The organism is Litoribacter ruber, assembly GCF_018500185.1.
Taxonomy (GTDB): Bacteria; Bacteroidota; Bacteroidia; order Cytophagales; family Cyclobacteriaceae; genus Litoribacter; species Litoribacter ruber.
In genome coordinates, this window is record NZ_JAHBGI010000013.1 from 37,781 (window position 1) to 62,494 (window position 24,714).

At 43.2% G+C, this 24,714-nt stretch carries 20 protein-coding genes; 14 read left to right on the forward strand and 6 right to left on the reverse strand.

Going from position 1 to position 24,714, the window contains the following annotated elements:
• Positions 1-141 precede the first annotated feature (141 nt).
• Together KIH41_RS15580 and corA are read left to right on the forward strand one after the other, a co-directional pair.
• Positions 142-516 carry a response regulator gene (locus tag KIH41_RS15580; RefSeq protein ID WP_213945551.1) on the forward strand — a complete coding sequence of 125 codons (375 nt, stop codon included), beginning with the start codon at positions 142-144 and terminating at the stop codon, positions 514-516.
• Between the two features lie 39 nt (positions 517-555).
• Positions 556-1,527, forward strand: a complete 972-nt coding sequence (gene corA / locus KIH41_RS15585) for a magnesium/cobalt transporter CorA (RefSeq protein WP_214162967.1) — start codon at positions 556-558, stop codon at positions 1,525-1,527.
• 6 nt (positions 1,528-1,533) lie between these two features.
• Here the strand turns inward: corA and KIH41_RS15590 are convergent, their stop codons facing one another.
• A complete protein-coding gene (locus KIH41_RS15590; RefSeq protein ID WP_214162968.1) occupies positions 1,534-2,826 on the reverse strand; it encodes a metal-dependent hydrolase family protein in 1,293 nt (430 codons plus the stop codon).
• A 185-nt stretch (positions 2,827-3,011) separates the two neighbouring features.
• Here KIH41_RS15590 and KIH41_RS15595 point away from each other — a divergent pair, with 185 nt between their 5' ends.
• A complete protein-coding gene (locus KIH41_RS15595) occupies positions 3,012-4,091 on the forward strand; it encodes an AI-2E family transporter (RefSeq protein WP_214162969.1) in 1,080 nt (359 codons plus the stop codon).
• Here KIH41_RS15595 and KIH41_RS15600 read toward each other — a convergent pair.
• Entirely contained in the window at positions 4,088-4,453 is a 366-nt protein-coding gene (locus tag KIH41_RS15600) for a BTB/POZ domain-containing protein (protein ID WP_214162970.1), read from the reverse strand. The genes KIH41_RS15595 and KIH41_RS15600 overlap by 4 nt on opposite strands.
• A gap of 187 nt (positions 4,454-4,640) precedes the next feature.
• On the opposite strand from KIH41_RS15600, the gene KIH41_RS15605 reads away from it, so the two are divergent.
• On the forward strand, positions 4,641-4,976 hold the full coding sequence (locus tag KIH41_RS15605) for a single-stranded DNA-binding protein (RefSeq protein ID WP_213945556.1): 336 nt from the start codon (positions 4,641-4,643) through the stop codon (positions 4,974-4,976).
• A 224-nt stretch (positions 4,977-5,200) separates the two neighbouring features.
• Positions 5,201-7,528 (forward strand): tetratricopeptide repeat-containing hybrid sensor histidine kinase/response regulator, encoded by a 2,328-nt coding sequence (locus KIH41_RS15610; RefSeq protein WP_214162971.1) that lies wholly within the window; start codon positions 5,201-5,203, stop codon positions 7,526-7,528.
• A 16-nt stretch (positions 7,529-7,544) separates the two neighbouring features.
• Here the strand turns inward: KIH41_RS15610 and hslV are convergent, their stop codons facing one another.
• Together hslV and KIH41_RS15620 are read right to left on the reverse strand one after the other, a co-directional pair.
• The gene (gene hslV, locus KIH41_RS15615; protein WP_213945558.1) at positions 7,545-8,084 is read right to left on the reverse strand and encodes an ATP-dependent protease subunit HslV; all 540 of its coding nucleotides are present in this window, start codon (positions 8,082-8,084) and stop codon (positions 7,545-7,547) included.
• A 147-nt stretch (positions 8,085-8,231) separates the two neighbouring features.
• Complete coding sequence (locus tag KIH41_RS15620; RefSeq protein WP_214162972.1) at positions 8,232-9,908, reverse strand: pyruvate dehydrogenase complex dihydrolipoamide acetyltransferase; 1,677 nt, start codon at positions 9,906-9,908, stop codon at positions 8,232-8,234.
• A gap of 124 nt (positions 9,909-10,032) precedes the next feature.
• On the opposite strand from KIH41_RS15620, the gene KIH41_RS15625 reads away from it, so the two are divergent.
• The 9 genes from KIH41_RS15625 (at position 10,033) to KIH41_RS15665 (ending at position 21,670) form a co-directional block, all read left to right on the forward strand.
• Positions 10,033-10,992, forward strand: a complete 960-nt coding sequence (locus tag KIH41_RS15625; protein ID WP_213945560.1) for a YheT family hydrolase — start codon at positions 10,033-10,035, stop codon at positions 10,990-10,992.
• A 30-nt stretch (positions 10,993-11,022) separates the two neighbouring features.
• Complete coding sequence (locus tag KIH41_RS15630) at positions 11,023-11,721, forward strand: SOS response-associated peptidase (protein ID WP_214162973.1); 699 nt, start codon at positions 11,023-11,025, stop codon at positions 11,719-11,721.
• Positions 11,721-12,629: an MBL fold metallo-hydrolase gene (locus KIH41_RS15635; RefSeq protein WP_214162974.1), complete on the forward strand. Its 909-nt coding sequence runs from the start codon at positions 11,721-11,723 to the stop codon at positions 12,627-12,629. The genes KIH41_RS15630 and KIH41_RS15635 overlap by 1 nt, the downstream gene beginning before the upstream one ends.
• A 48-nt stretch (positions 12,630-12,677) precedes the next feature.
• Positions 12,678-13,676, forward strand: a complete 999-nt coding sequence (locus KIH41_RS15640; protein ID WP_213945563.1) for a 3-oxoacyl-ACP synthase III family protein — start codon at positions 12,678-12,680, stop codon at positions 13,674-13,676.
• Position 13,677: 1 nt separating this feature from the next.
• On the forward strand, positions 13,678-14,253 hold the full coding sequence (locus tag KIH41_RS15645; RefSeq protein ID WP_213945564.1) for a hypothetical protein: 576 nt from the start codon (positions 13,678-13,680) through the stop codon (positions 14,251-14,253).
• A gap of 87 nt (positions 14,254-14,340) precedes the next feature.
• The gene (locus KIH41_RS15650) at positions 14,341-15,927 is read left to right on the forward strand and encodes a toxin-antitoxin system YwqK family antitoxin (protein WP_213945565.1); all 1,587 of its coding nucleotides are present in this window, start codon (positions 14,341-14,343) and stop codon (positions 15,925-15,927) included.
• Between the two features lie 220 nt (positions 15,928-16,147).
• On the forward strand, positions 16,148-17,389 hold the full coding sequence (locus KIH41_RS15655) for an ROK family protein (RefSeq protein WP_214162975.1): 1,242 nt from the start codon (positions 16,148-16,150) through the stop codon (positions 17,387-17,389).
• Between the two features lie 36 nt (positions 17,390-17,425).
• Positions 17,426-19,753 carry a PIG-L family deacetylase gene (locus tag KIH41_RS15660; RefSeq protein ID WP_213945567.1) on the forward strand — a complete coding sequence of 776 codons (2,328 nt, stop codon included), beginning with the start codon at positions 17,426-17,428 and terminating at the stop codon, positions 19,751-19,753.
• Positions 19,754-20,275: 522 nt separating this feature from the next.
• Positions 20,276-21,670 carry a DUF6600 domain-containing protein gene (locus tag KIH41_RS15665; protein ID WP_246539177.1) on the forward strand — a complete coding sequence of 465 codons (1,395 nt, stop codon included), beginning with the start codon at positions 20,276-20,278 and terminating at the stop codon, positions 21,668-21,670.
• Positions 21,671-21,716: 46 nt separating this feature from the next.
• Here KIH41_RS15665 and KIH41_RS15670 read toward each other — a convergent pair whose 3' ends face one another.
• Together KIH41_RS15670 and KIH41_RS15675 are read right to left on the reverse strand one after the other, a co-directional pair.
• Positions 21,717-22,232, reverse strand: a complete 516-nt coding sequence (locus tag KIH41_RS15670; protein WP_214162976.1) for a cupin domain-containing protein — start codon at positions 22,230-22,232, stop codon at positions 21,717-21,719.
• 117 nt (positions 22,233-22,349) lie between these two features.
• Complete coding sequence (locus KIH41_RS15675) at positions 22,350-24,512, reverse strand: glutamine synthetase III family protein (protein WP_214162977.1); 2,163 nt, start codon at positions 24,510-24,512, stop codon at positions 22,350-22,352.
• Between the last annotated feature and the right edge of the window lie 202 nt (positions 24,513-24,714).

The following is a 24,714-nucleotide window of genomic DNA, read 5'->3' on the forward strand; positions in this document are numbered from 1 at the left end:
TTATACACTTTTTTGGCTTCTGCAACATGTGTACATTTCTAAGTAGAATTTAATATGATATTTTTTTTATAATAAATTTATAATTGTAACTTACCTGCTACTGGTGATAAAACTATAGACCAACTAAGCTTAAAACGATTGATGTATTCATTTGATTCAATTGTATTAATTGACGACGACCCCATTAATAACCTGATTAACAAAAGGTTGATTAGTAAATTGGACATTAGTCCGAGGGTGGCCGAATACCTGGAAGCCGAGAAGGCTTTGGGTTGCATACAATCTTTGCACAAGGAAGAAAGGCTTCTCATTCTTTTGGACATCAACATGCCCGTAATGAACGGCTGGGACTTTTTGAGCCAGTATTTGGATTCGTGCAACTGCAGAAAGGACAAAATCGTAATGCTTTCCAGTTCCATTGATTTTCAGGACAGGCAAAAAGCTGAGGAATATGACTGTGTAAGTGGGTTTATAGAAAAACCGCTAACACCTGAAAAACTAAAAAAGCTTCTTTAAATGAATATGGAGGCTCAAATAGAATCAATAAGCTCCCCTATGGAGCTTTATTTGTTTGGAGAAAATTTTTTCGAGAAACACCTTCTCACCAGTGCCGGGCAATTAACCGAACTCCTGAAAGGCCCCCACAAAATATGGCTTAACATTTCCGGCCTAGGCGATCATAAGCTGATATCTGAACTTGGCAATCTTTTAAACATCCACTCCCTTACCATTGAGGACATCATGGACACGGGACAGCGGCCAAAATTTGAGGAATTTGATGATTTTGTTTTCGTCAGTACCAAAATGATTTACACCAAACGAGCTTTGGAAGAGCTGGAAATTGAGCAAATCAGCCTTTTGATAGGCCCCAATTATGTGATCACTTTTCAGGAAAACCACAAGGATGTGTTTGACCCTATCAGGACCAGATTAGAAAACCCAACCGGCCGGATGAGGAAATTAGGTTCCGATTATTTTGCCTACACCCTGATCAACGCCATCACCGACCATTATTACAAGGTAATGGAAATGGTAAGTGAAGCCAATGAAGATTTAGAGGATCAAATCATAAAGGCAAGGAAAAAAGTGAAACTGGAGGATTTATACATCCACCGAAAAACTCTCCAGGAGATCCGAAAGAACACCTGGCCCATGCGGGAAATCATTTCTGATTGGAAAAAATCAGACCACCCGGTCCTTAATGAAAAGAACCAGATCTATCTCAACGACACCTATGAACACACCATCGAGATTCTAGAAAATCTGGAATTGCAAAGGGAAACCATCACTACGCTCGTGGAAATATACATGACGCAGCTGAGTATCAAGCAAAATGAGGTGATGAAAACGCTGACAATTATAGCCACCATTTTCATCCCTCTTACCTTCATTGCTGGTGTATACGGTATGAACTTTACCCACATGCCGGAACTGGAATGGGAATACAGTTATTTAATTGTATGGGTGTTTTTCATCCTCAGCGCTGGGCTGATGTTGTATTATTTCAAAAAGAAAAACTGGTTTTGACTTCAGTTACTCCTTTCCGTTTTTGAAAACCTCCCCGCCTTTCATCACAAATACTACATTCTCCATCACTGCTATATCCTGCTCGGGATCCCCCTCCACGGCTATGATATCGGCAAGCATTCCCTCTTCCAGTACACCCATTTTATCTTCCTCTCCCAATAGTTCAGCTGCCCTCAAGGTAGCTGACTGAATGGCCTCTAGGTTGGGCATCCCCACTTCAGTCATATAGATAAATTCTCTGTAATTTTCGCCATGAGGAAATACCCCCGCATCGGTCCCAAAAGCCACTTTTACTCCTTTTTTATAGGCTTTTTCAAAAGTGCCCTGTATCTGGGGGCCAATAGCTTCTGCTTTGGCCTTTACGGCCGGATGATAGTACCCCGGGATTTTGGCATATTCGGCCACGGACATGCCCGCGGTGATGGTAGCAACATACCAGGTCCCGTTTTCTTTCATCATTTCCATAGTTTTTTCCGTCATCATCGTGCCGTGTTCTATGGAATGGATTCCTCCCTCCACGGCACGCTGCATGCCTTCATCCCCATGGGCATGTGCGGCTACATGGATTCCAAAATCCTTGGCTGTCTGGATTACGGCGTTTATTTCATCTTGCTGAAACTGGGGTGCTGAACCATCCCGGGCCACGCTTAGCACCCCACCCGTAGCTGTGATTTTGATTAGATCGGCTCCTCGTTTTACTTGATGGCGAACAGCTTTTCTGGCGTCTGACTCTCCATTGATTACTCCAACTTCTGGCCCCGGATCCCCCATCAGTGATCCTTTCATGCCATTAGTTGGATCGGCATGCCCTCCAGTGGGAGCGATTGATTTGCCGGAAGTGTATATTCTGGGACCTTTTATTTTGTTGGCATTGATAGCGTTTCGAAGGGAAATATTCACCCCAGAGCCTCCCAGGTCCCTAACGGTTGTAAATCCAGCCATAAGAGTTCGCTCCGCATATACCGCAGCATTGAAAGCTATATCCGCCTCGTTGTTGGTAAACCTTTCTATGTACTGTGAAGGACCGGTCTCGCTTTCCATGTGCACATGCATATCCATCAAGCCGGGCATCACGGTATACTCCGTTAGGTTGATTACTTTATCCTCCTCCCCACCCGAATGGTACCCGCTGGTGATGGAAATAATCTTGTCATCCTCCACCAGGATGGTTCTCTCCTGGAGCATACTATTGTTTCTCACATCCACCACTTTGCCGGCGTGTATGTAAGTTTTTTGGGCAAATGTTCCTACCTGAAACAGGGCTAGACCTGCTATTGTCAACAGTAATTTTCTTTTCATATTTAATTAGTTGTATGGCTTTTATTCAAATCATAAATATGAATATAGAAATTTTTCATTGAATTTTGTAGAAAAAGATAGTAAGGGAAAAATGATGTGCCGGTTATCAAATGAGTAAAATTAAACTCTTTGTAGATACATCAGTTGTTATTACAGACCCCTAAACTTAACTACTTTTCCCTTTCATGGACCAACATTCAAGATTCAACAACAAAATTTTATCAGCAGCCATAATCGTTTTATTTTTAATCGGGTTGTTTTGGCTTATTGGTTATGCCATCCAGTTTTTCCTTTTAATTTTTACGGCCATATTGATGGCTGTCATGCTTCGGGCAGGGACAAATTTCCTCAAGAGAAAATTCAATCTTCCTGATTGGGCCGGCCTTACTATTAGCCTATTTACCTTCCTTATTGTCTTGGGTGGTATCTTTACTTTGATCATTCCAACGGTGGCCAACCAAGCGGCAGAGGTACGTGAACAACTTCCTGAAGCTTGGTCAAATATTGAATCCACTATAAAGGAAACTGAGTTGGGAAAAACTTTATTTGAAAGAGTAGAGGAAAACAAGGATGACCTTATTCCTGAAGATGAAAAACTCATGCAATATGCCAGAAGCTTTTTTGCGGGGACTTTTGGGGTTATTGGTGATTTGCTGGTCATATTTATTATGGGGATCTTTTTTGCTGCAAGCCCCCAGCTATATGTCCAGGGCGTGGTAGTGTTGGCTGCCCCACGATTTCGAAGGCGGCTGGAAGATGTGCTGAACCAAGTTTATCTCGCGCTGAAGGCGTGGCTTCTAGGCAAGTTTATCGCCATGCTGTTTATAGGTATTGCCACAGCAATTGGATTGATGTTATTTGGGGTACCAGCCCCCTTTGCTCTGGGCTTTTTAGCCTTTCTTATGGATTTTATTCCAAACATAGGTCCTATCCTAGCCTCTATACCAGCCGTTTTGCTTGCATTTCTGGTAAGCCCGATGACAGCCCTTTGGGTGGGCATCTTCTTCTTGGTCATTCAGCAATTTGAAAGCTATGTCTTAGTGCCATACATCTATAAAAAGACGGTATCCATTTCTCCTGTCATCACCCTTGCATCTCTGATCCTTCTTGGCATCCTAGCTGGTCCTCTCGGGGTAATCATGGCCACTCCACTGGTAGCGGTGATACAGGTCATGTTGAGAGAGCTCTACATCAAGGACTACCTTGAAAAGGATCTGGATGAAAAGGATGATAACAGTTTTGAGAAAAGGATGGAAGATGTCTAATTTCTAGTCTTCACGATCAAAAAGCTTCCATCCTCAAGGTCTAAATAACCAAAATCATAGCAGAACTTATACAGGTTGTTCTTTTTATTAGCGTAGGTGTGGGTATGGTATTTAAAATGGAAGCCGTCGACTAGTAATTTGTCACGACTGACTCTGCAGGTTTCCCGCTCTGAAAGAATTTCCTCCAGAATATGCCTGTTTTTCTTGAGGGCATAATTGATGTTTCTAATACTGTTGTTGGTCACCGACTTGAGTTGGTTGTTGTAATGGTTGCGACAATAATCATCACAGAATTTTTTGTCAGCCCTTCCTTTCAGGGCTTTGTGACAGCTTACGCAGGTTTTGGTGTTGGTATCTATCATAAAAAATGGGTTATAGTTGAAAAAACAACTGAATATAGCAAGTAAATTACAGTAACGCAAACGTTTACAACCGTTTACAAACAGATTTAAGCAATTTTTACCCGCCTAAGCTGCGAGAATCTTCCAAACTTTGTCACAAGCCTCTCGGGGTGATAAATCAATTTCAAACTTTTTATCATTTATAACCATGAACAGTGTAAAACTAATCGGAAGACTGGGATCAAAACCAGATGTGAAAACATTCGAAAACAACAGAAAGATGGTCAGGTTAAATCTGGCCACCAATGAAAGCTACAAAACCGCCAAAGGCGAATTTGCCACAGAAACCAATTGGCACAACGTGGTGGCATGGGGAAAGCAGGCAGAATACTTGGAAGAAAAAGCTGATAAAGGAAGTGAAATAAGTGTGGAAGGCAAACTGGTGACCCGGACCTATAACGATAAGGACGGGGCCAAAAAGTGGATTACCGAGGTGGTGGCAAATGAGGTATCCATAGTGGAGAAAAAAGAGGCATCCGTTTGATTTTCCTTCCGGTCAGGGCTTGGAGTCCTGACCGGATTTATTTTAAATCCCCCTGAATAAGGGCAATTCATTTTATGATTAAAGGTATAATTTAAAATAATTCTCTATTTTGTAGAAATTTTATAGTTGGTTTTTGGGCCCATACAAGAGTATTTCGCTGTATCTACATATTTATGCAGTCAAAACGATAAACTTGTAATGCCAAATGCAAAAATAAGTGAGTTATGAAAAAGTCGGTTTTAGTGGGATTTCAAATGCTGATGTTAATTCCATTGCTTTCCTTCAGTGTCAGATACCAGGACATCCAGATTTCTTCCCCTTCAACCGAAAAAATCGACAGTCTTAATAAATGGTCAACTGAGCATATTGAAAGCGACATCAAAGAGGCTTTGGAAAATTCAGAGCTGGCCTATGAGCAGTCAAAAAAATTAAGCTATGAATACGGCCAAACAGAAAGTCTAATCAACTTGGGCTGGATACACTACCGACAGGACAATTATGGAAAGGCGTTGGAGTATGCGCTGGAAGCACACGAGAAGACAAATTTGCTCAACCACCCCAAATTAAGCGTCCGCTCAGCTTTTAATATCGGGGCCATTTACAGTGATGGTAGCAAGGATCATCAGGCAGCATTGAAATATATGAAGGAGGCCTATGAAGAAAGTGTCGTAATTGGAGACAGTCTATTAATTGTGAGGTCTTTAAACAATATGGCTTATCTCCATTATATGAACAAGGAATATGACAGTGCATTATATACCCTTAACAAGGTAGAGAACTTTACCCAGATTGATTACCACAAAGGATTTGCTTACAGGACTTACGGGGATATATATTTAGCCAAAGGGGATTTTACCTTGGCCCAAAGTTATTTTGAAAAGGCATATGCCTTTTTACAAAACCCCAATTCCAAATCGTCATGGGCATCCGTGATGGTTAGATTGGGAAAAATCCATCTACGGAATGGCAATTACATAAAGGCTAAGGAATATTTTCGTGAAGGCTTGGAGTTAAGTTTGGAAAACGAGTTTAAGGATCACATTGTTACTCTTTACAACTACATGGCAGATATTGAGGCGCGTTTGGGTGACTGGCAACAAGCCTATCGATACCGGTCTCTATATGCAGCGTGGTCCGATTCCTTATCCAGCCAAGTCAACTCCAGGAATATGGGAAGGCTGGAGGCCAAATTCGATTTTGACCAAAAGCTGAAGGAAATCAATCATGAGGCTTTGACTAATGAGCTCATGGCACAGGAGCAGCTTAACCAGCAGATTTTTAAACGGAATGTATTCATTTTGCTATTCGTCACAGTGCTCATTCTGTTGATCATTATTGGATTCAGCATGAAGAGAGTCAGGAAGGCCAAAGCAATTGCGGAAAAGGCAAACAAAGCGAAATCGGATTTCATTTCCGTGATGAGTCATGAAATTCGCACTCCACTGAATGGCGTAATTGGCTTTTCCGAATTGCTTTCCGGCACACCGCTCAATCCTGAACAGAAGCAGTATGTGGGTTTGATTAACCAGTCTGCAAGCTCTCTGATAGGAATAATCAACGACATTTTGGATTTCTCCAAAATAGAAGCTGGCAAAATGGAACTGGAAATTCAGCCTGTGGATTTGAAGAAACTTGGGGCGGTAAGCAAGGATTTGATCGCCTATCAGGCATATCAGAAAAACATTACCCTGAAATACAGTTTCGATTCCAATATTGACAGCTTGGTTTTAGCGGACGAATTGAGAATCAAACAAGTGCTGATCAATTTATTGAGCAATGCTATTAAATTTACTGAGAAAGGGGAAATAGAGTTATCCATTCTGCAGCTTCGAAAAATCAATAACCAGCGCGTAATCAGGATTTCGGTGAAGGACACAGGCTGCGGAATATCAAAAGAAAACCAAAGCAAGATCTTCGAGGCTTTCAGCCAGGAAGATACTTCTACCACACGAAAATTTGGAGGTACGGGCCTTGGACTTACCATAAGCAATAAAATATTGGCACTTATGGGCTCCAAATTAAAACTTAAAAGCATCCTTGGAGAAGGCAGTAGGTTTTATTGCGATATTAATTTTGTTAGTGTGGATAGGGCTATCAAACAGAATCCCGACAGCATAACAGTTCAAAGTGATATTGAGGTGTCTGAATTGAATGTACTTGAGAGCCTGGATGTGAAAGTCCTGGTGGCGGAAGACAATCCGGTAAACATGATTTTGACCAAAAAGATCGTCAAAAAACTCTTGCCAAAAGTGAAAGTTTACGAAGCTCAAAATGGTAGAGAGGCAGTTGAAATTTTCAGCTCCCATCCTATCAACTTAGTGCTAATGGATATTCAAATGCCAGAGTTGAACGGCTATGAGGCAACTGGGGAAATAAGAAAGCTTCCCAACGGCGAAAACGTCCCTATCATCGCTTTGACAGCCTCAGCACTCAATAATGAAAGGGAGCGGTGCCTGGAAGCGGGATTGGATGACTGCACTACCAAACCCATCAATAAAAAGGCTCTAGAAAAACTGATCATTCAATTTTTGCTAGAGCCGATTAAGAGCTAATTAAATTTCTAGAATACTATTGCACTTTTTCAATCACGAGGTTGTGATTAGTGTAAATGCAGACGTCTGCCGCTATTCCCAAGCTTTCCCTTACCATGTCCTCAGCGGACAGCTGGGGTGCAAACTTTTTGAGTGCGCGTGCAGCTGATTGGGCATACATGCTTCCTGAGCCGATGGTTGCTATATATTCATCCGGTTCGATCACGTCTCCGGTACCCGAAATGATCAGAATATCCTCACTGTCTGCCACAATCATCATGGCTTCCAGCTTGCTCAGCATCCTATCAGTTCGCCATTCTTTGGCCAGCTCCACTGCGGCCCTTTTCATATTGTTGCCGAAGGCTCCGAGCTTCTCCTCGAATTTCTCCAAAAGTGTGAAAGCATCGGCGGTAGACCCAGCAAAACCTGTTACAATTTTACCGTTTTGCAGTTTACGGATTTTGTTTACGCTGCTTTTGGCCACAGTGTTACCCAAAGTGGCTTGCCCATCGGCACCGATTACTACCTGATTGTTATGTTTGATGGCCACCACGGTGGTGGATTTGATCTTTTCCATATCTAGTGTTTAAGAATTGCTAAAAGTATCGATTCCTTTTGTCTTAATGTATCAAATGGCGTACTAAAGCAAAAAGTCCCGAAAGATCAGGACTTTTTGACAGAAGTTATTTTTAAGTACGTAGCACGAGGTACGATGTACGAAGTATTATATCAGGATTCTAACTGGATCTTCAAGTAGGTTTTTGAAGGTTTGAAGGAAAGCAGATCCTACTGCACCATCGACTACTCTGTGGTCACAGGATAAGGTTACTTTCATGACATTTCCTACTTTCATCTCACCGTTTTTCACTACTACGGTTTCCTTAATACCCCCAACAGCCATGATACAAGCATCTGGCGGGTTGATGATAGCGGTAAATTCATCTATACCGAACATTCCCAAATTGGAAACTGTAAAGGTATTGCCTTCCCAATCCTTTGGCTGAAGTTCCTTGTTCTTGGCTTTGGCTCCTAGGGACTTGGCCTCCTGTGAAATCTGCGACAATGACTTATTGTCCGCAAAACGGATCACCGGCACCAACAATCCTTCTTCCACCGCTACTGCCATACCAATATTGATGTGGTCATTGTATCGGATTTTGTCACCCAACCAAGAGGAGTTCACTTTAGGGTTTTGTCTCAAAGCTGCCGCTGCGGCTTTGATTACCATATCGTTGAAGCTGATCTTGACAGGAGCAATTTCATTCATGCTCTTGCGCGCCTCGATAGCCTTGTCCATGTTGATTTCCATGGTCAGGTAGAAGTGCGGTGCGGAGAATTTGCTTTCTGCCAAGCGCTTGGCGATGGTCTTTCTCATTTGAGAGACTTTCTCCTCTCTAAATGATTCCTGTCCGATCGCTGGAGCACCTGCCTGGGCTGAAGCTGCAGCTGGTTGCTGTACGGAGGCTGGGTCAAACTGCTCCACATCCCTACGGATGATTCGGCCATTTTCACCTGTTCCTTTTATCAGTGAAATATCCACGCCTTTATCCTCTGCCATTTTCTTGGCCAAAGGAGATGCTTTCACTCTGCCACCTTCAGTAGTAGAAGGAGCGGATGAAGTGGCCTGCTTAGACTCTTCTTTTTTGCTTTCGGCTGGCTTATCTTCCTTTTTGGATTCTGCTTTTGGTTCTTCTTTTTTAGCAGGCTTATCTTCTTTTTTGCCAGAGGACTTGCTTTCATGCGCTTTGAGAAGTTTCTCATAGTCTGCACCTTTTTCACCAATGATAGCAATAACACCGTCAATGGCTACTGAATCGCCTTCCTCTACGCCCACATAAAGTAATGTACCGTCTTCATAGGATTCCAGCTCCATGGTAGCCTTATCGGTTTCCACTTCAGCCAAAATATCACCGGATTTGATATCATCACCTACTTTTTTCAACCAGCTGGCAATGGTACCTTCCTGCATGGTATCACTCATCTTAGGCATGGTGATCAAGGTGGCATTGATGTCAGAAGTATCCACTTCTTCATCTGAGCTTTCCGATTCTTCAGAAGAGGATTCTTCTTTCTCCTCCTCTTTTTTGCTCTCTTCTTTAGGCTGACTTTCTGACTGGCCGCCGCCATTGCCAGCTTCTTTCAATAGGTCATCTATGTTCTCGCCCTTTTCTCCTATAATAGCAATCACGCCATTTACCGGGACGGAGTCTTTCTCTTCTACACCAATATGAAGCAAGGTGCCTTCCTCGTAGGATTCCAGCTCCATAGTAGCTTTATCTGTTTCCACCTCGGCAAGGATATCGCCTGGCTTCACTTCATCACCTACTTTTTTTAACCATGCTGCGATCACCCCTTCTTCCATGGTGTCGCTCATTTTGGGCATTCGTATTATTTCGGCCATAAGTTTGATTTATTCCAATTCAATATTCAGGAGTCCAAAAATAGTTCTTAAATGTCTTTATTCAAATTTAATAGTCGTATTTTCATGACTCCAAAACTTCCCACAGCGCAGAAAGTTACCCTTTATGCCTCTTATTGAAAATATAGATTACCTCAAACCCAGATTCTTGTTCAACGGGCATTTGCAAACCATCGTGCCCAGCCTTTTCCGCAAGGTCAACCTACTACCTTTTGAAAGAGAGCGGATTACTACTTCTGACGGTGATTTTCTGGATCTAGATTGGCTCAGAAAAGGGAACAGAAAACTGGTTATCATCAGCCATGGTTTGGAGGGCAACAGTCGTCGCCCGTACATGCAAGGCATGGCGCATCAATTTTACACCCAAGGGTATGATGTGCTCAACTGGAATTTCCGCGGCTGCAGTGAGGAGCAAAACCTGCGGCCCATATTTTATAACAGCGGCGCCACTTACGATCTGGACACGGTGATTGCCCATGCCCAGAAAAATTATGAAGAGATCAACCTGGTGGGGTTCTCCTTGGGAGGAAATTTGATTCTAAAATATCTGGGAGAAGAAAGACAAAGAGTCACCATTTTAAATAAGGCAGTGGCAATCTCTGTCCCTTTGCACTTGGAAAGCTCCTGTATCCAGATATCCAAAGGGCAAAACCTTATCTATTCAAACAAATTTCTCAGAACCCTTAAAGATAAAATAATAAGGAAAGCCGCCTCCCACCCCTCGGATATTGACATAAGTTTACTCAAAAGGGTCAAAACCTTAAAGGACTTTGATGATGTCTATACCGGACCTCTGCACGGATATGATGATGCCCACGATTATTATGAAAAGTGCTCCAGTTTGTATTTTTTGGAAGGAATTGAAATCCCCACCCTAATTTTAAATGCAGTCAACGATCCCTTTTTGAGCCCTCTTTGTTACCCCAAAGAATTGGCACAAAAGCTCGAAAAAGTCTATATGGAGTTTCCAGAGCAAGGGGGACACGTTGGATTTAGCCCAAGAAGCCGGGGGGAAATTTACTGGTCAGAAAAACGCGCATTTGAATTTATCAGTTCGGATGAGTAACTTCAAAAACTTTAATAAACAACCACCACCATGTGCGGAAGATATTCATTAGCAAAATCAAAGATAGAATTAGAGGAAAGGTTTCAGGCCGAGATGCCAGGGGAGTTCAATCCCCGGTACAACGTGGCCCCTACCCAGCTCATGCCGGTCATCACCTCTGACAGCCCTGAAGGCTTTTCCCATTTTTATTGGGGCATTACCCCAGAGTTTTCCAAAAACAAGCCTGTGAGCCAAAAATTCATTAATGCACGAGGGGAAACCATTTCGGAGAAAGTCTCTTTTAAGACAGCATTTCAAAAAAGAAGATGCATCATTCCGGCTGATGGTTTCTACGAATGGAAACAGTTGGGCAAAAAATCCAAGAGTCCTTACAGGTTTGTTTTGGAAAATGAAAAAGCCTTTGCCTTTGCAGGAATTTGGGAGGAATATGAAAATGAGAATGGGGAAAACAAGCACACCTTTCTGATCATCACTACTGAATCCAACCCCATGGTTTCCGAAATACATGATCGGATGCCTGTGATCCTCACTCCCGAAACGGAGAAATTATGGCTTGACAAACAAACGGAATTGGAGGCTCTCAAAAGCTGCCTTCAGCCTTATGACCAAGCCAAAATGATGAGTTACCCAGTTTCACCCATGGTCAACCAGGTGAGCAACGATAGCCCTTCATTGATCAAGAAAACCTCCCCAATGGACCAATTTGGCAACTATACCCTCTTTGGATAATGGACACTGTTCACATCATAGACCTGCAGTTTAAGAAAATCCCCAACTCTATTGCTGCTTTTCTGGTGGAAACCAGCGAGGGGCCTATTTTGATTGAGTCGGGACCTGAAAGCACTTTTGAGGCCTTACAGTCTGGGGTCGAAAAAATAGGCTATCAGATAGAAGACATTCAACATGTCTTCCTCAGCCACATTCATTTTGACCATGCGGGTGCCGCTTGGAAATTTGCGAATCATGGTGCCAAGATTTACCTTCATCCCAAAGGCGCACCCCATTTGGCAAATCCCGATAAACTCTGGAATTCAGCCAAGATGATCTATGGGGATCAGATGGAGGAGCTTTGGGGTGAAATGAAAGCCATTCCACCCTCGCAGTTAATTTCCATGACCGATGGGCAAACCATTAGCATTGGCTCCACTTCCCTGACAGCCTGGTTTACTCCCGGGCACGCAGTTCACCACATTGCCTGGCAACTTGGGGACACCGTATTTACCGGTGATGTGGCTGGGGTGAAAATTGACGGGGGGCCGGTCACACCACCTTGTCCTCCACCTGACATCCATATTGAGGATTGGAAGAAATCCATTGAAAGAATAAAAGCCCTCCAACCTACTGCCCTTTACCTTACGCATTATGGAAAAGTGATTGAAATTGACACCCATTTTGAAGAACTCGAACTTATTCTGGATGATTGGGCTGTATGGATAAAGGGATATTATGAGAAAAAGGTGGAACAGCAGGAAGTAGTACCTCTTTTCATAACCTATACCCAAAACCAATTGAAAAAATCCGGTCTGAGCAAGGAGACCCTTGATAAATACGAGAAAGCCAATCCCAGCTGGATGTCTGTGGCGGGCCTGTACCGCTATTGGAAAATCAAAGAGAAGCTGGCCAAAACAGAACAGTAGATTACCTGTTATTCTTTAATAAAGATTTTTATAATTGACTATAAACCCATGAAAAAATCACGAATAGTTGGCGTTGGCCATTATTTGCCTGACCGTGTGGTCACCAATGATGAGCTGTCCAAAATGATGAACACAAATGATGAGTGGATCGTCGAAAGAACCGGAATCCACGAAAGAAGATGGTTTACCCCAGGAAAGGACACTGTTACCAGCATGTCGGTAGAGGCCTCCAAAATGGCAATAGAACGTGCCGGTATAGATACTAAGGACATAGATTTTATAGTTTTTGCCACCAGCACACCGGATTATTTCGCTCCGGGAAATGGTGTATTGGTACAGCGGGAGCTAGGGCTTCAGGGCATCGGTGCTTTGGACATCCGAAATGCCTGCTCCGGCTTTATATATGCCTTATCCATTGCTGATCAATATATCAAAACCGGCATGTATAAGAATATTTTAATTATAGGAGCTGAGATCCAATCTTCGGCCTTAAACAAGACTGATGAGGGAAGGTCAAGTGCGGTGATTTTTGCCGATGGAGCTGGAGCAGCAGTGTTACAGGCCACTGAAACCTCCGATCATGGGATTTTGTCCACCCATCTCCACGCCGATGGGGACTATTGCGAGGAACTTTATGTCAAAGATCCGGGTAGCAGCCGTGAAAATCGACTATCACCGGATATTGTGGAGGGCCCAAGCTTCAAGCTGCAGATGAACGGAAACGCCGTTTTCAAGCATGCCGTAGTCAAATTCCAGGAGGTAATCGAAGAGGCCCTGGAAGCAAATGGAAAAGACAAATCAGAAATTGACCTGCTTGTCCCCCATCAGGCCAACTTGAGAATCAGCAAATTCATCCAAGAAAAATTGCAGCTTCCCGATGACAAGGTTTTTAATAACATTATGTATTATGGGAATACCACAGCGGCCACCATTCCAATAGCCCTGAGTGAGGCTTTTGAGCAGGGAAAATTGAAATCCGGTGACTTGGTTTGTCTTGCCGCCTTCGGTAGCGGATTTGCTTGGGCCTCCGCACTTCTCAATTGGTAGGATGGGAGAACCTAAATTGAACATCCAGTTATTACAGAATAGGGACATCCATGAAGAGATCTTTGAGCTGAAGTCAGCCTTTAAGCATCTCTTCACGGATATTGCCAACCATTTTCCACAAAGCCAACTTTCAGACATGTATCCCGAAAGCAAGGGATGCAAGGTCAGTATGGGCAATGAGCTGGGCCATTGTCCCTATCAGGTTTTGGACATATTCAGGGATTTTGACAAAACCCATGGACACAACATCAGGGTATTGAACTGGTGGGGCCATGGGCTTTTTGTGTTGGTATTCTTTGGGGAAAAATTTGGAAAGGAATTAGTCGAAAAGAAAAAGGCTGCGAAATTTCTGGAAAACGGGTTTATTCTTCCAAAAGGAAAGAATCCATATGATTATGCAAACTTTTTCAAACAGCTTTCTGGAACTCCTACCCCAATTCTAAGTTGTGAAGAACACATTTCGAAATTCAGGTATCTCCAGTTTGCTAAAAAATTAGAAATGAGCGGGTCCATGGGAAATTTGAAGTCTCAGGTTTTAGAAGAATTGGAACGTATTTTGCGATTTTGCCGAATTTAGCCTACTTTTTAAAGATTATAAGTTAATTTAGTAACCTAGTAGCTTTGACTGTCGTAACATCCTAAGGAATTAATTACCTCATTGTCCATGAAATATATTTTTGCAAAAGTCTTATTCCTCCTTGCCTTCCTAATCCCCGCGATTTCCACCGAGGCCCAAACCGTAACCCTATACAACTCTGACTCCACCATAATGGGCACCGGTGTGATGGCCGAGGGGAAAATGGAAGGTTTATGGAAATTCATGAATCCCACCAACAATAGGGTCATCCAGCAGGGAAAATTTGTTGAAGGTCAAAAGGATGGCGAATGGGTGGCATTCCACTCGAATGGCCAACCCCAAATGAGGGCTGATTACCGCAACAATGTGTTGAATGGACAATACAAGGAATTTGACCAGAAGGGAAATGTATTGCTAGAGTCGGTTTTCCAAGATAGTGTCTTGGTGGGCCCGTATAAGCAATATTATAATATCAACGAAACTCAAGGCCGGTCCCCACAGCTAAAGCTGGAAGGGCAGTTTGAAAATGGCAAGAAATCAGGGACCTGGAACTCTTACTTCCCAAACGGGCAACTGGCTATTGTGCAAACATTTAAAAATGACAAACTGGAGGGCAGATACCGCGAATATAGCCAATATGGCAATATATTGGTAGAGGCCAACTATCAAAACAATAAGCCCCACGGAGATTTCAAAAGATACGATGATGAAAATAATGTACAGGAAGAGGGTGAGTTTAACTTGGGAAGAAGAGTTGGAAGCTGGAAAAAATACTTCCCATTCTCACGAACGGTAGAATCCGAAACCGAATATGACAATAAGGGCAACCGGACCGGTGAATGGACCTATTATTACGAAAACAGAAGGGTAGCTCGAACTGAAAATTATAGAAATGACCTTCCTACAGGCACCTGGGAGGAGTTTTACCCAAACAGGAATTTGGCCAAAAGAAAAACCTACAACGAGCTGGGTCTTCCCCATGGCGAGTATGTGGAATACCATAGCAACAATAACATCTCCGTGGAAGGTCAATTTGAAAACGGTTCAAGAGTGGGGCTATGGAAAAATTACTTCCCTGAGGGAGAGCTTTACAGCATAGGTGAATACAGAAATGATGTGAAATCTGGTCTTTGGAAGTATTTCAACAAAATTGGGATATTGATCGCTGAAGGGGAATATCAACTCGGTAGCGAACACGGCCAATGGGTATACTATTACGACGGAGGCCAGTTGAAGTCTGTAGGCTCATATTTTTATGGCTTTGAAGACGGCGTTTGGGGATTGTTTTATGACAACAAGCAATTGACCCAGGAAGAAACCTGGGCAAACGGAAGGTTGCTCAACGTAGGTGAATACAACAATTATGATGGCACATCCACTTTGGACCCTGGCACCTTGCAAAATGGAAACGGCACCCGCCTGACCTACTATGTAAATGGCCGTAAAGAGTCTGAAGGTACTTATCTGTCAGGCAAGGCAGAAGGAACGTGGAAATATTATCATGACAACGGAAGACTTGCCTCTGAAGGCGAAATGAAAGATGGCAAAAAAGAGGGGCAATGGAAGTATTACAATCGAAATGGCCGACTTGATGAAGTCCTTATTTTTGAAAATGACGAGGTGGTAAACTTAGACGTACCGGAAGTAGACCTCCCGTTCCAAAATTTTGATTAAAGTCAGCAACATTTAAACAAAAAGCCCCACTTGGGGCTTTTTTTATTTATGGGCATGCAATAATTTTTATCATAAGTAAATCTTAGTATCTTTTTTACCTATTTGACTAGCCATTACCAAAAGGTAAAATTTTAACCCATTAACAATAACTTAATTAATTTTTTTATTAAAGTATTGTTTACTTATTTGTTTATTTATTAAATTGCATCAAATTAGACCTATGGACCTGATTAACCCCGACAAAGTACTCGAGCAGAAGGAAGGCGTGGTGGAGATTAAAAATTACCTTAACAAGATTAAGATAATCAAGCATCTCTATACCCATACGCACAATACCGCCAGCTCCATAGGAGGAGAACTGGGGTTAAGTTTACCCACTGTAAACTCCCTTCTGACCGCACTCCAGCAATCCGGAGAGGTCATTAAGCAGGGACAAGGTGAATCCCAAGGGGGAAGAAAGCCAGACCTATATGCCTTGACCGACGACTCCTTCTACGTGCTTTCTGTGGATGTGAGCAAGTACAAAGTCCAGGCGGCTATTTATGACAGCTCGCATAGACAATGTTCCCAGATAGAATCTCAAAATCTTAACCTCAACAATGAAAGGGAGACATATGAGGCACTGGAGCAGTTTCTTGAAGATACCATTAAAAATTCCGGTTTACCCGACCGAAAGATAATTGCCATCGGAATATCCATGCCTGGGCTGGTGGATTCAGAAAAAGGAATCAATCACAGCTACTTAAATTTTGGAAAGAAAAGCCTTAAGAAGAGGCTGGAAAAGAAATTTGAAAGGAAGGTTTATCTTGAAAATGACGCCAGAGCAATGACCTTGGCTGAATTCAAGTTTGGGCAGCACTCAGATAAAAAGCAAAATGTACTAGGCATCTTTATAGGCTGGGGTATTGGTTTGGGGATTATTATTGACGGAAAACTTTACCGGGGCGGAGCTGGGTTTGCCGGTGAATTTAGCCACTCCCCCATCTTCGAATCCAGGGAAATCACCTGCACCTGCGGCAAAAAAGGTTGCCTGGAAGCTGTCGCTTCCGGAACTGCCATTGTAAGAATGGCCAAGGAGGCCATCAAGACCGACGAAGACTCCATTCTAAGCAGGCTTGCAAAGGAAAGGAAAAACCAGCTAGAACCCTCCTGGGTGGTGGAAGCTGCCCTGGCCGGAGACCAGCGGGCCATTACCATCATTTCCAATGCGGGACTTGATCTAGGCCGCGGCATTTCCATACTCATCCAACTGCTCAACCCCGACATGATCATCATAGGAGGGTCAGTGGCAGAGGCACACCAATATCTTTTAACACCCATACAGCAGGCCTTAAATCTATACAGCATGGCCAAGTCAAGGGAACAGTCAGAACTGGTTCTTTACAAACTGGGTAAGGAAGTAGGCTTACTCGGCGGGGTGGCAGTGGTTGTGGATAAGATTTTCGAGGATTTGATGAATTGACAACCAACAAAGCATTTTACCAAAACATTAAACAATATGCCAAGTAGTTACCCATTATCAGAAGTAGAAAAAAGCTTTCAGAAAGAAGCCGGCCAAGGCCACAATTCTACTTTAATCCCTTATTTGACAGTTGACAACTTCCCGAAGCTAGGCCTGATGACAGCCTGTAGGTTTTTGGAATGGGCTGCAGCCAATCCTGAAGGGGTAATCAGTTTACCAACTGGCAAAACCCCTGAATTTTTTATCAAGTGGACGCAATTTCTGCTTGAAAACTGGGACACCGAAAAGGGAAAAGAAATACGTTCAAAATACGGTTTGACTTCGGTGAAGAAGCCAAAACTGGAAGGGCTACACTTTGTGCAGATTGATGAATTTTATCCTATTTCCTCCCGGCAAAAAAACAGCTTCTTCCATTATGTCAACAAATTCTATATTGACGGCTTTGGTTTGGACCCCAAAAAAGCTTTGCTAATCAATTCAGATGAGATTCCACTGGCGGAAGGTAGAAATTTTCATCAGGTCTTCCCTGACTTAAAAGTGGACCTCTCCCTAAGATTCAGGGAACCGGCCACCAAGCTTGAAAAAATCCAGCAGGAATCCATCTACCTCATCGATAAGTGGTGTGGGGAATATGAGCAAAAGATCAGGGATAAAGGCGGAATCGGCTTTTTTCTTGGGGGAATTGGCCCTGATGGCCACATTGCTTTCAATACAAGAGGCTCCCACCTTTTCAGCACGACCCGCCTTACCGAAACCAATTTTGAAACCCAGGCAGTGGCTGCAGGGGACCTTGGCGGGATTGAAGTCTCTGCAAACCGTCTGGTAATTACCATCGGACTAGACACCATTGTTTATAATCCGGAAGCAGTGGGAATCATCATCGCCGCAGGTGAAGCAAAAGCCCAGATTGTAAAAGACTCATTGGAGACTCCAATGACCAACCTCTACCCTGCCACCGTACTCCAAAAGCTGAAAAACGGCAGGTTCTACATGACCAAGGGAGCTGCCAGCAAACTAACTGACAGTCTCGATAATTATTATAAGCAAGGCGATTGGACTCAGGAGAAAACAGAAAAATCCATCATTGATCTCTGTAAAAAGCTGGGCAAATATGGACACAGGCTGACTTTGGAAGATTTGAAGGCAGATAAATATACTTCCATGATCCCGAATGTTTCGGAAGAAACTGTTAAAGAGGTAATGGATAGCATTTTAGCCAAAATCAACAGGGGCACAACCAAAGAAAAGAATGAAGTATTGCTCCACACCGGACCGCACCATGATGACATTTCTTTGGGAATTCTCCCTCATATCACCACACAGCTTCAGGAAAACACTAACGAAGCCCACTTTTCAGTTTTAACATCAGGGTTCACAGCGGTTACCAACACCTTTGTAATCAACACTCTAACACAGACCAAGCAATTGCTGGATGAGGGAAGGATTCAAATGGTGAAGTATGAAGACTTCTACACATCGGGTTTTAAAATCAAAACCGACAAGGATGTCTATCAATACCTCACAAATGTGGCATCTGAAGACCCTGAGGAAAGCCTTCGAGGTCTTTGTCACCGGGTAGTTAGAGCTTTGGTGGAAATTTATAAGGTAGAAAACACGGCAGGGCTTCGCGAAACCATTAATGAGGTGATCAGCATTCTGCGTAATTCCTATGACGGGGAGAAAAATCCGGCCAAGATCCAAAAACTGAAAGGAATGATCCGTGAGTTTGAGGAGGAATTGGTTTGGGCCCACTTTGGTGTGCAGGTCAAAAATGTCCATCATTTAAGGCTAGGGTTCTATACGGGAGACATTTTCACCGAGCAGCCTGAAAAGAAAAGGGATGTGGAGCCTATCGTGGAGATGTTCCGCAAGATCCAGCCTACCAAAATCAGCCTTACTCTTGACCCTGAGGGTAGCGGCCCTGACACCCACTATAAAGTACTGCAGGCTACCGCCGAAGCTGTAAGGGTGTGGAGTGAGGAAAAAGACCTTAAAGACCTAAAAATCATAGGTTATAGAAACGTATGGTTCAAATTTGAACCAGCAGAATGCAATGTGATCGTGCCGGTTTCCCTTGGGGATATGGCCGTGATGGAGGATAGTTTTGCCAATTGCTATCTCAGTCAAGTAAACGCCTCCTTCCCTAGCTACGCCCACAACGGTAAATTCAGTACCATAGCCAAAAGAACCTGGGTGAGCCAGTTGAATGATATACAATTGCTATTGGGAAAAAATTACTTCTATCTACACGAAACAGCCAAAGTAAGATCTAGCCATGGCCTAATTTTCTTCAAGGAAATGAATGTGAAGGAATTTTTGGAGCATGCCAGAGAACTTGAAAAATCTATCGAGGGGATGCTCTAGGACAAGCTTTCGCTAATTAATAGTATTTTAATTAACCCGAACCGGAGTCATTTTGACTCCGGTTTTTTTTTTGAGACTTTTCACTTATCACCCCTTACCAATTATCCCCATCTTTGGGCCCCTCCGCGCTCTTCACGGTGAATTTCTACCCTTCGGTTCTCCGCACCTTCGAGGTTATTTTCATTTCACTGGAACAGTCTTGCTTTTANATCCCCATCTTTGGGCCCCTCCGCGCTCTTCACGGTGAATTTCTACCCTTCGGTTCTCCGCACCTTCGAGGTTATTTTCATTTCACTGGAACAGTCTTGCTTTTAAACATATTCTTTTACCTTTGCAATTCTTTTAACAAAAATTAAGACCCGTTAAAGAGTTTTCAGGTAAGTCTTGAATTAAAGCATGTTATGACGTTAAATTTTATTTTACCTACATCAAATAAGCGAAATAAACTATCGTATAGGAATTTTACAACAAACATATTATCTCAAGCCTGCGTAAAACCAACTATACTTAAATCCCACAGCTATGAGAAATCCCTTTCAATATTTCCGATCTTATAGGCAGGCGCTTAGGGTTTTTGCAGTATTGGCTTTCATATCCATAGGTATCCATAAGCCGGTACATGCCCAAATGCAGGGTGCTGTCTCCTTTCAAGTCTTTTACGATGAATTGATGCCCTACGGTACCTGGGTAAATGACCCTCAGTATGGATTTGTGTGGGTACCTCACGTACATGCAAACTTTCATCCTTACGCAACAAATGGTCACTGGGTAATGACTTCCTACGGAAATACCTGGGTGTCGGATTTCGATTGGGGCTGGGCGCCATTTCATTACGGCAGATGGTTTTATAGCAATAGATACGGTTGGTCATGGGTTCCAGGCTATGAATGGGGGCCAGCATGGGTAGACTGGAGAACAGGGGGAGGCTATTATGGCTGGGCTCCATTGGCTCCAGGAGTACACATAAATGTTGCAGTAAACTTGCCCTACCATCATTATGTCTTTGTCCCGCATAATAGACTTATTCATAGAAGGGTTCACAGGTACTTTGTGCCTAGAGCAAGGGTAGTAAATATCTATCAGCAAACCACCATCATCAACAATATGGTGGTCGTCAATCAAAGATCATATGTGGGAGGTCCGCATAGAAGAGATTTGGAAAGGGTGAGCAGAAGAAGCATCCCCGTGTACCAGGTAAGCAACTCGGGCAGACCGGGCAGATCTGCGGTGGCCAGAGGATCTGTGGCCATGTACAGGCCAGAGGTAAACCGAAATACAGCCACTCAGGCAAGACCTTCCAGAGCCGTCAATTCTTCTGAATTTACCAGAGGTGCCAGGCCGAATAGAACTGCCCCTGTGAGAAGTTCAGCGGTACAACAGCGGGCAAATAGCGGTGTGCAGAGAAACAGTTCTGGAAACGTAAGGAGCGAAGCTACCGCAGCACCATCCCGAGTATCGGCACAGCCAGCACAGCGAGGCCAAGTGCAACAAAGACCCGCTCAGACTCAAACCAGACAGGCTGCCCCAAGGCAGCAACAGCAGGTGAGATCCTCGGCGGCCAATGTGAATAGCACCAGACAGCAGGCCCCCGCAAACCGCAGCAGCAATGTGCAGAGCAGGCCTTCTAATAGGAATTCCGGATCTGGGTCAGCGGTAAGAAGTAACGCTCCTAGACAATCAAACCGGAGCAGCGGAGGTACTGTTTCTAGCTCCTCTTCTTCAAGGAGTAGTAACGGAACAGTCTCCAGGTCTTCTTCCTCAAGAAGCAGCGGCGGAGGAACTGTCTCCAGATCTTCTTCCTCTTCCAGAAGCAGCGGAAGCTCTGTATCAAGGTCTTCTTCTTCCCGAAGCAGTTCAGGCACGAGCTCCAGATCTTCTTCCAACTCAAGAGGCAACAGTCGAAGAGGCGGCAATTAAAAATAAAAAGCTCCAAGCTAAATGGCTTGGAGCTTTTTATTTTTATTTACCTGTTGAAATCATCCTCAACTCTCACAATATCCTCCTCATCAGAGGGATTTGAAGGGTCAGCATGCATCCATATTTCAGCAACCATACCCCACTCTTTTAGTCCTACCAAACGGTGACGTTCTCCCTGCTTCAACTTGACCACCTCCCCTATTTTAAGGTCTTTCAACTCGCCTTGCTCATCGGTGTCACTGGTGACAATGCCCCCATTTCCTTTGACCAGTTTCCAGATTTCAGCTCGTCGGTGATGGTATTGCCATGAGAGTCTTTTATCAGGAGCCACCAATAGGATTTTCGGACTCAGCTTTTGACTCAACTGCAATTTGTCCAATTCCACTTCAGGAAAAAACTGATCTTTAAATTTCTGGATCTGCCCCTCATCAATGACAAAAAACCCACCCCAAGGCCTACTCTGATCTTGGGTGATAATCTGGTATCCTTCTCCTTGCAGATAATTTTTTACCTGCTCAAAAATCTCACTTTTTTGGTTACTATTAAAATTAATATTTTGCATAATCTTAAATAAAATTGAAATTAAAAATTACGAATAATTTCTTCATAAAAGCCAGTTAACATCAAAAAAGCCACCAAATTTTATTGGTGGCTTTTGAATTTGCTAATGTTACTGCGATTATTTCAAAAACAGCATTTCTCTGTACTTCACCAACGGCCAATTTTCATCGTCCACTAGGAGTTCAAGTTTGTCTACAGCGTATCTGATTTTCTGGAAATATGCTTCCTTCACTTCAGTGCTATAGGCTTTGGCTTTTTCCTTTACATCTGTCACCTTGTTGAGTCTTCTTCTCACATCAATCATGGCATTGACATTTGATTTGATCGACTCGATGTAGTTGCTGACTTCTTTGATAGTTTCTACAGCAGCAGTATTATCCAAACCTAGATCTTTCATACCCTGGGCATTTTGGATCAGTTTATTTTGATAATTGATAGCCGTAGGAATAATATGATTAAGCGCCAAGTCACCCATGACCCTGGATTCAATTTGAATCTTCATCACGTAGTTTTCCAACATGATCTCATGTCTGGCCTCAACTTCGATCTCAGAAAGTACCTTATGCTTGCTGAATAGTTCTTTAACCTTTTTGTCCTCGAAAATATCAAGTGCAAATGGCGTGCTTTTCAGGTTGGACAATCCTCTTTTTTCTGCCTCCTGTTCCCACTCTTCGGAGTAACCGTCACCCTCAAATCGGATGTTTTTGGTTTCGCTGATATATTTGCGAAGTACATTAACTATAGCGATTTTCTTCTCTTTGCCTTTTGCGATTTCTTCTTTCACATCGGCATGAAGGGTTTTCAGGGTTTCGGCTACGATGACATTCAGAGTTGCCATTGGACCAGCCACGTTGGCATGTGAACCTACGGCTCTGAACTCAAACTTGTTGCCCGTAAAGGCAAATGGAGAAGTCCGGTTTCTATCGGTGTTGTCAAGGATAATCTGAGGGATCTTGCTAATCCCCAGCTTCATATACATGTTATCACCCTTTTCAATCTTGAGGTTACCATTTTCCTCCAGCTCATCCAAAACGCTTGTCAAAGTAGAGCCTAGGAATACAGAAATAATGGCTGGAGGCGCCTCATTGGCTCCCAATCTCCAATCGTTGCCGGCAGAGGCGATGCTTGCTCTAAGCAAATCAGCATTGTCATGAACGGCTTTGATAGTAGCCACCAAAAACGTCAAGAACTGAAGGTTTTCGCGTGCTGAATTACTTGGCTGAAATAAATTGACTCCTGTATCAGTGATCAGGGACCAGTTGTTGTGCTTACCGCTACCATTCAGCCCTGCGAATGGTTTTTCGTGGAAAAGAACTTTAAGGTTGTGTTTCTCAGCCACCTTGGTCATCAAATCCATCAACAATTGGTTGTGGTCAGTTGCCCGGTTGATTTCTTCATACAATGGGGCAACTTCAAACTGGCCAGGAGCCACCTCGTTGTGACGCGTGGAAACAGGGATCCCCAATTTCCAGCACTCGATCTCAAACTCCTGCATGAAATCCTTAACACGCGTTGGAATAGACCCAAAGTAGTGATCATCCAGCTGCTGTCCCCTTGCAGGGTTATGGCCAAAAACTGTTCTACCTGCCATGATCAAGTCAGGTCTAGAAGCAAAAAGCGCTCTGTCAATGACAAAATATTCCTGCTCGACACCAAGCGAAGCTGTAATTTTTTTAACATTCCTATCAAAAAGCTGACAGACAGGTATAGCAGCATTATTAACGGCTTCGATAGACTTCAACAATGGTGTTTTGTAATCCAAGGCTTCTCCGGTAAAGGCCACGAAGATAGTTGGGATACAAAGAGTTTTATCAAAAATAAAGATTGGAGATGTAGGATCCCAAGCGGTGTAACCTCGGGCTTCAAAAGTGGACCGGATGCCTCCGTTTGGAAAAGAGGAAGCATCTGGCTCCTGCTGGACTAAGGCAGATCCTTTAAATTTTTCTATTCCGGACCCTCCATCGAAAAAGGTATCGTGTTTTTCGGCAGTTGAGCCTGTTAGTGGCTGAAACCAGTGAGTGTAATGGGTCACCCCTTTGGAAAGTGCCCAGGTTTTGATGGCAGAAGCAACCTCATCGGCGGTGCTAGTGTCAATTTTCCCGCCTTTTTCAATTGCATTACTTATTTTTTTGTAAACGTTTGGCGCCAGAGCTTCCTTCATCTCCTTGAGTCCGAAAACCTGACTGCCGAAATAATCAGAAATTTTGGCTGAAGGAGCGACTACACTTACCCGTTCCCTCTGTTGCACCATTTTGAGTGCTTCTTGTCTTAAAGTTGCCATTTTTTATTTATGTGGTTTGATTTTAATACACAAATCTAACAATATTTATTTTTACTATGCAAAAATGGTCAAAAATTAAACCATTTTACAGAGTTTTATCAAATTTTACAGATAAAACCCCTCTTTTTCGATCCACCCTATGGTTTGCAATCAAATCAATACAGAAAAATACCGGATTGAAATCTTAAGGGAATATGCTTAC

Bases quoted from the DNA above. Each gene is read 5' to 3' on its own strand.
- KIH41_RS15580 (WP_213945551.1), top strand. From the start codon at position 142: ATGTATTCATTTGATTCAATTGTATTAATTGACGACGACCCCATTAAT.
- corA (WP_214162967.1), top strand. From the start codon at position 556: ATGGAGCTTTATTTGTTTGGAGAAAATTTTTTCGAGAAACACCTTCTC.
- KIH41_RS15590 (WP_214162968.1), bottom strand. From the start codon at position 2,826: ATGAAAAGAAAATTACTGTTGACAATAGCAGGTCTAGCCCTGTTTCAG.
- KIH41_RS15595 (WP_214162969.1), top strand. From the start codon at position 3,012: ATGGACCAACATTCAAGATTCAACAACAAAATTTTATCAGCAGCCATA.
- KIH41_RS15600 (WP_214162970.1), bottom strand. From the start codon at position 4,453: ATGATAGATACCAACACCAAAACCTGCGTAAGCTGTCACAAAGCCCTG.
- KIH41_RS15605 (WP_213945556.1), top strand. From the start codon at position 4,641: ATGAACAGTGTAAAACTAATCGGAAGACTGGGATCAAAACCAGATGTG.
- KIH41_RS15610 (WP_214162971.1), top strand. From the start codon at position 5,201: ATGAAAAAGTCGGTTTTAGTGGGATTTCAAATGCTGATGTTAATTCCA.
- hslV (WP_213945558.1), bottom strand. From the start codon at position 8,084: ATGGAAAAGATCAAATCCACCACCGTGGTGGCCATCAAACATAACAAT.
- KIH41_RS15620 (WP_214162972.1), bottom strand. From the start codon at position 9,908: ATGGCCGAAATAATACGAATGCCCAAAATGAGCGACACCATGGAAGAA.
- KIH41_RS15625 (WP_213945560.1), top strand. From the start codon at position 10,033: ATGCCTCTTATTGAAAATATAGATTACCTCAAACCCAGATTCTTGTTC.
- KIH41_RS15630 (WP_214162973.1), top strand. From the start codon at position 11,023: ATGTGCGGAAGATATTCATTAGCAAAATCAAAGATAGAATTAGAGGAA.
- KIH41_RS15635 (WP_214162974.1), top strand. From the start codon at position 11,721: ATGGACACTGTTCACATCATAGACCTGCAGTTTAAGAAAATCCCCAAC.
- KIH41_RS15640 (WP_213945563.1), top strand. From the start codon at position 12,678: ATGAAAAAATCACGAATAGTTGGCGTTGGCCATTATTTGCCTGACCGT.
- KIH41_RS15645 (WP_213945564.1), top strand. From the start codon at position 13,678: ATGGGAGAACCTAAATTGAACATCCAGTTATTACAGAATAGGGACATC.
- KIH41_RS15650 (WP_213945565.1), top strand. From the start codon at position 14,341: ATGAAATATATTTTTGCAAAAGTCTTATTCCTCCTTGCCTTCCTAATC.
- KIH41_RS15655 (WP_214162975.1), top strand. From the start codon at position 16,148: ATGGACCTGATTAACCCCGACAAAGTACTCGAGCAGAAGGAAGGCGTG.
- KIH41_RS15660 (WP_213945567.1), top strand. From the start codon at position 17,426: ATGCCAAGTAGTTACCCATTATCAGAAGTAGAAAAAAGCTTTCAGAAA.
- KIH41_RS15665 (WP_246539177.1), top strand. From the start codon at position 20,276: ATGAGAAATCCCTTTCAATATTTCCGATCTTATAGGCAGGCGCTTAGG.
- KIH41_RS15670 (WP_214162976.1), bottom strand. From the start codon at position 22,232: ATGCAAAATATTAATTTTAATAGTAACCAAAAAAGTGAGATTTTTGAG.
- KIH41_RS15675 (WP_214162977.1), bottom strand. From the start codon at position 24,512: ATGGCAACTTTAAGACAAGAAGCACTCAAAATGGTGCAACAGAGGGAA.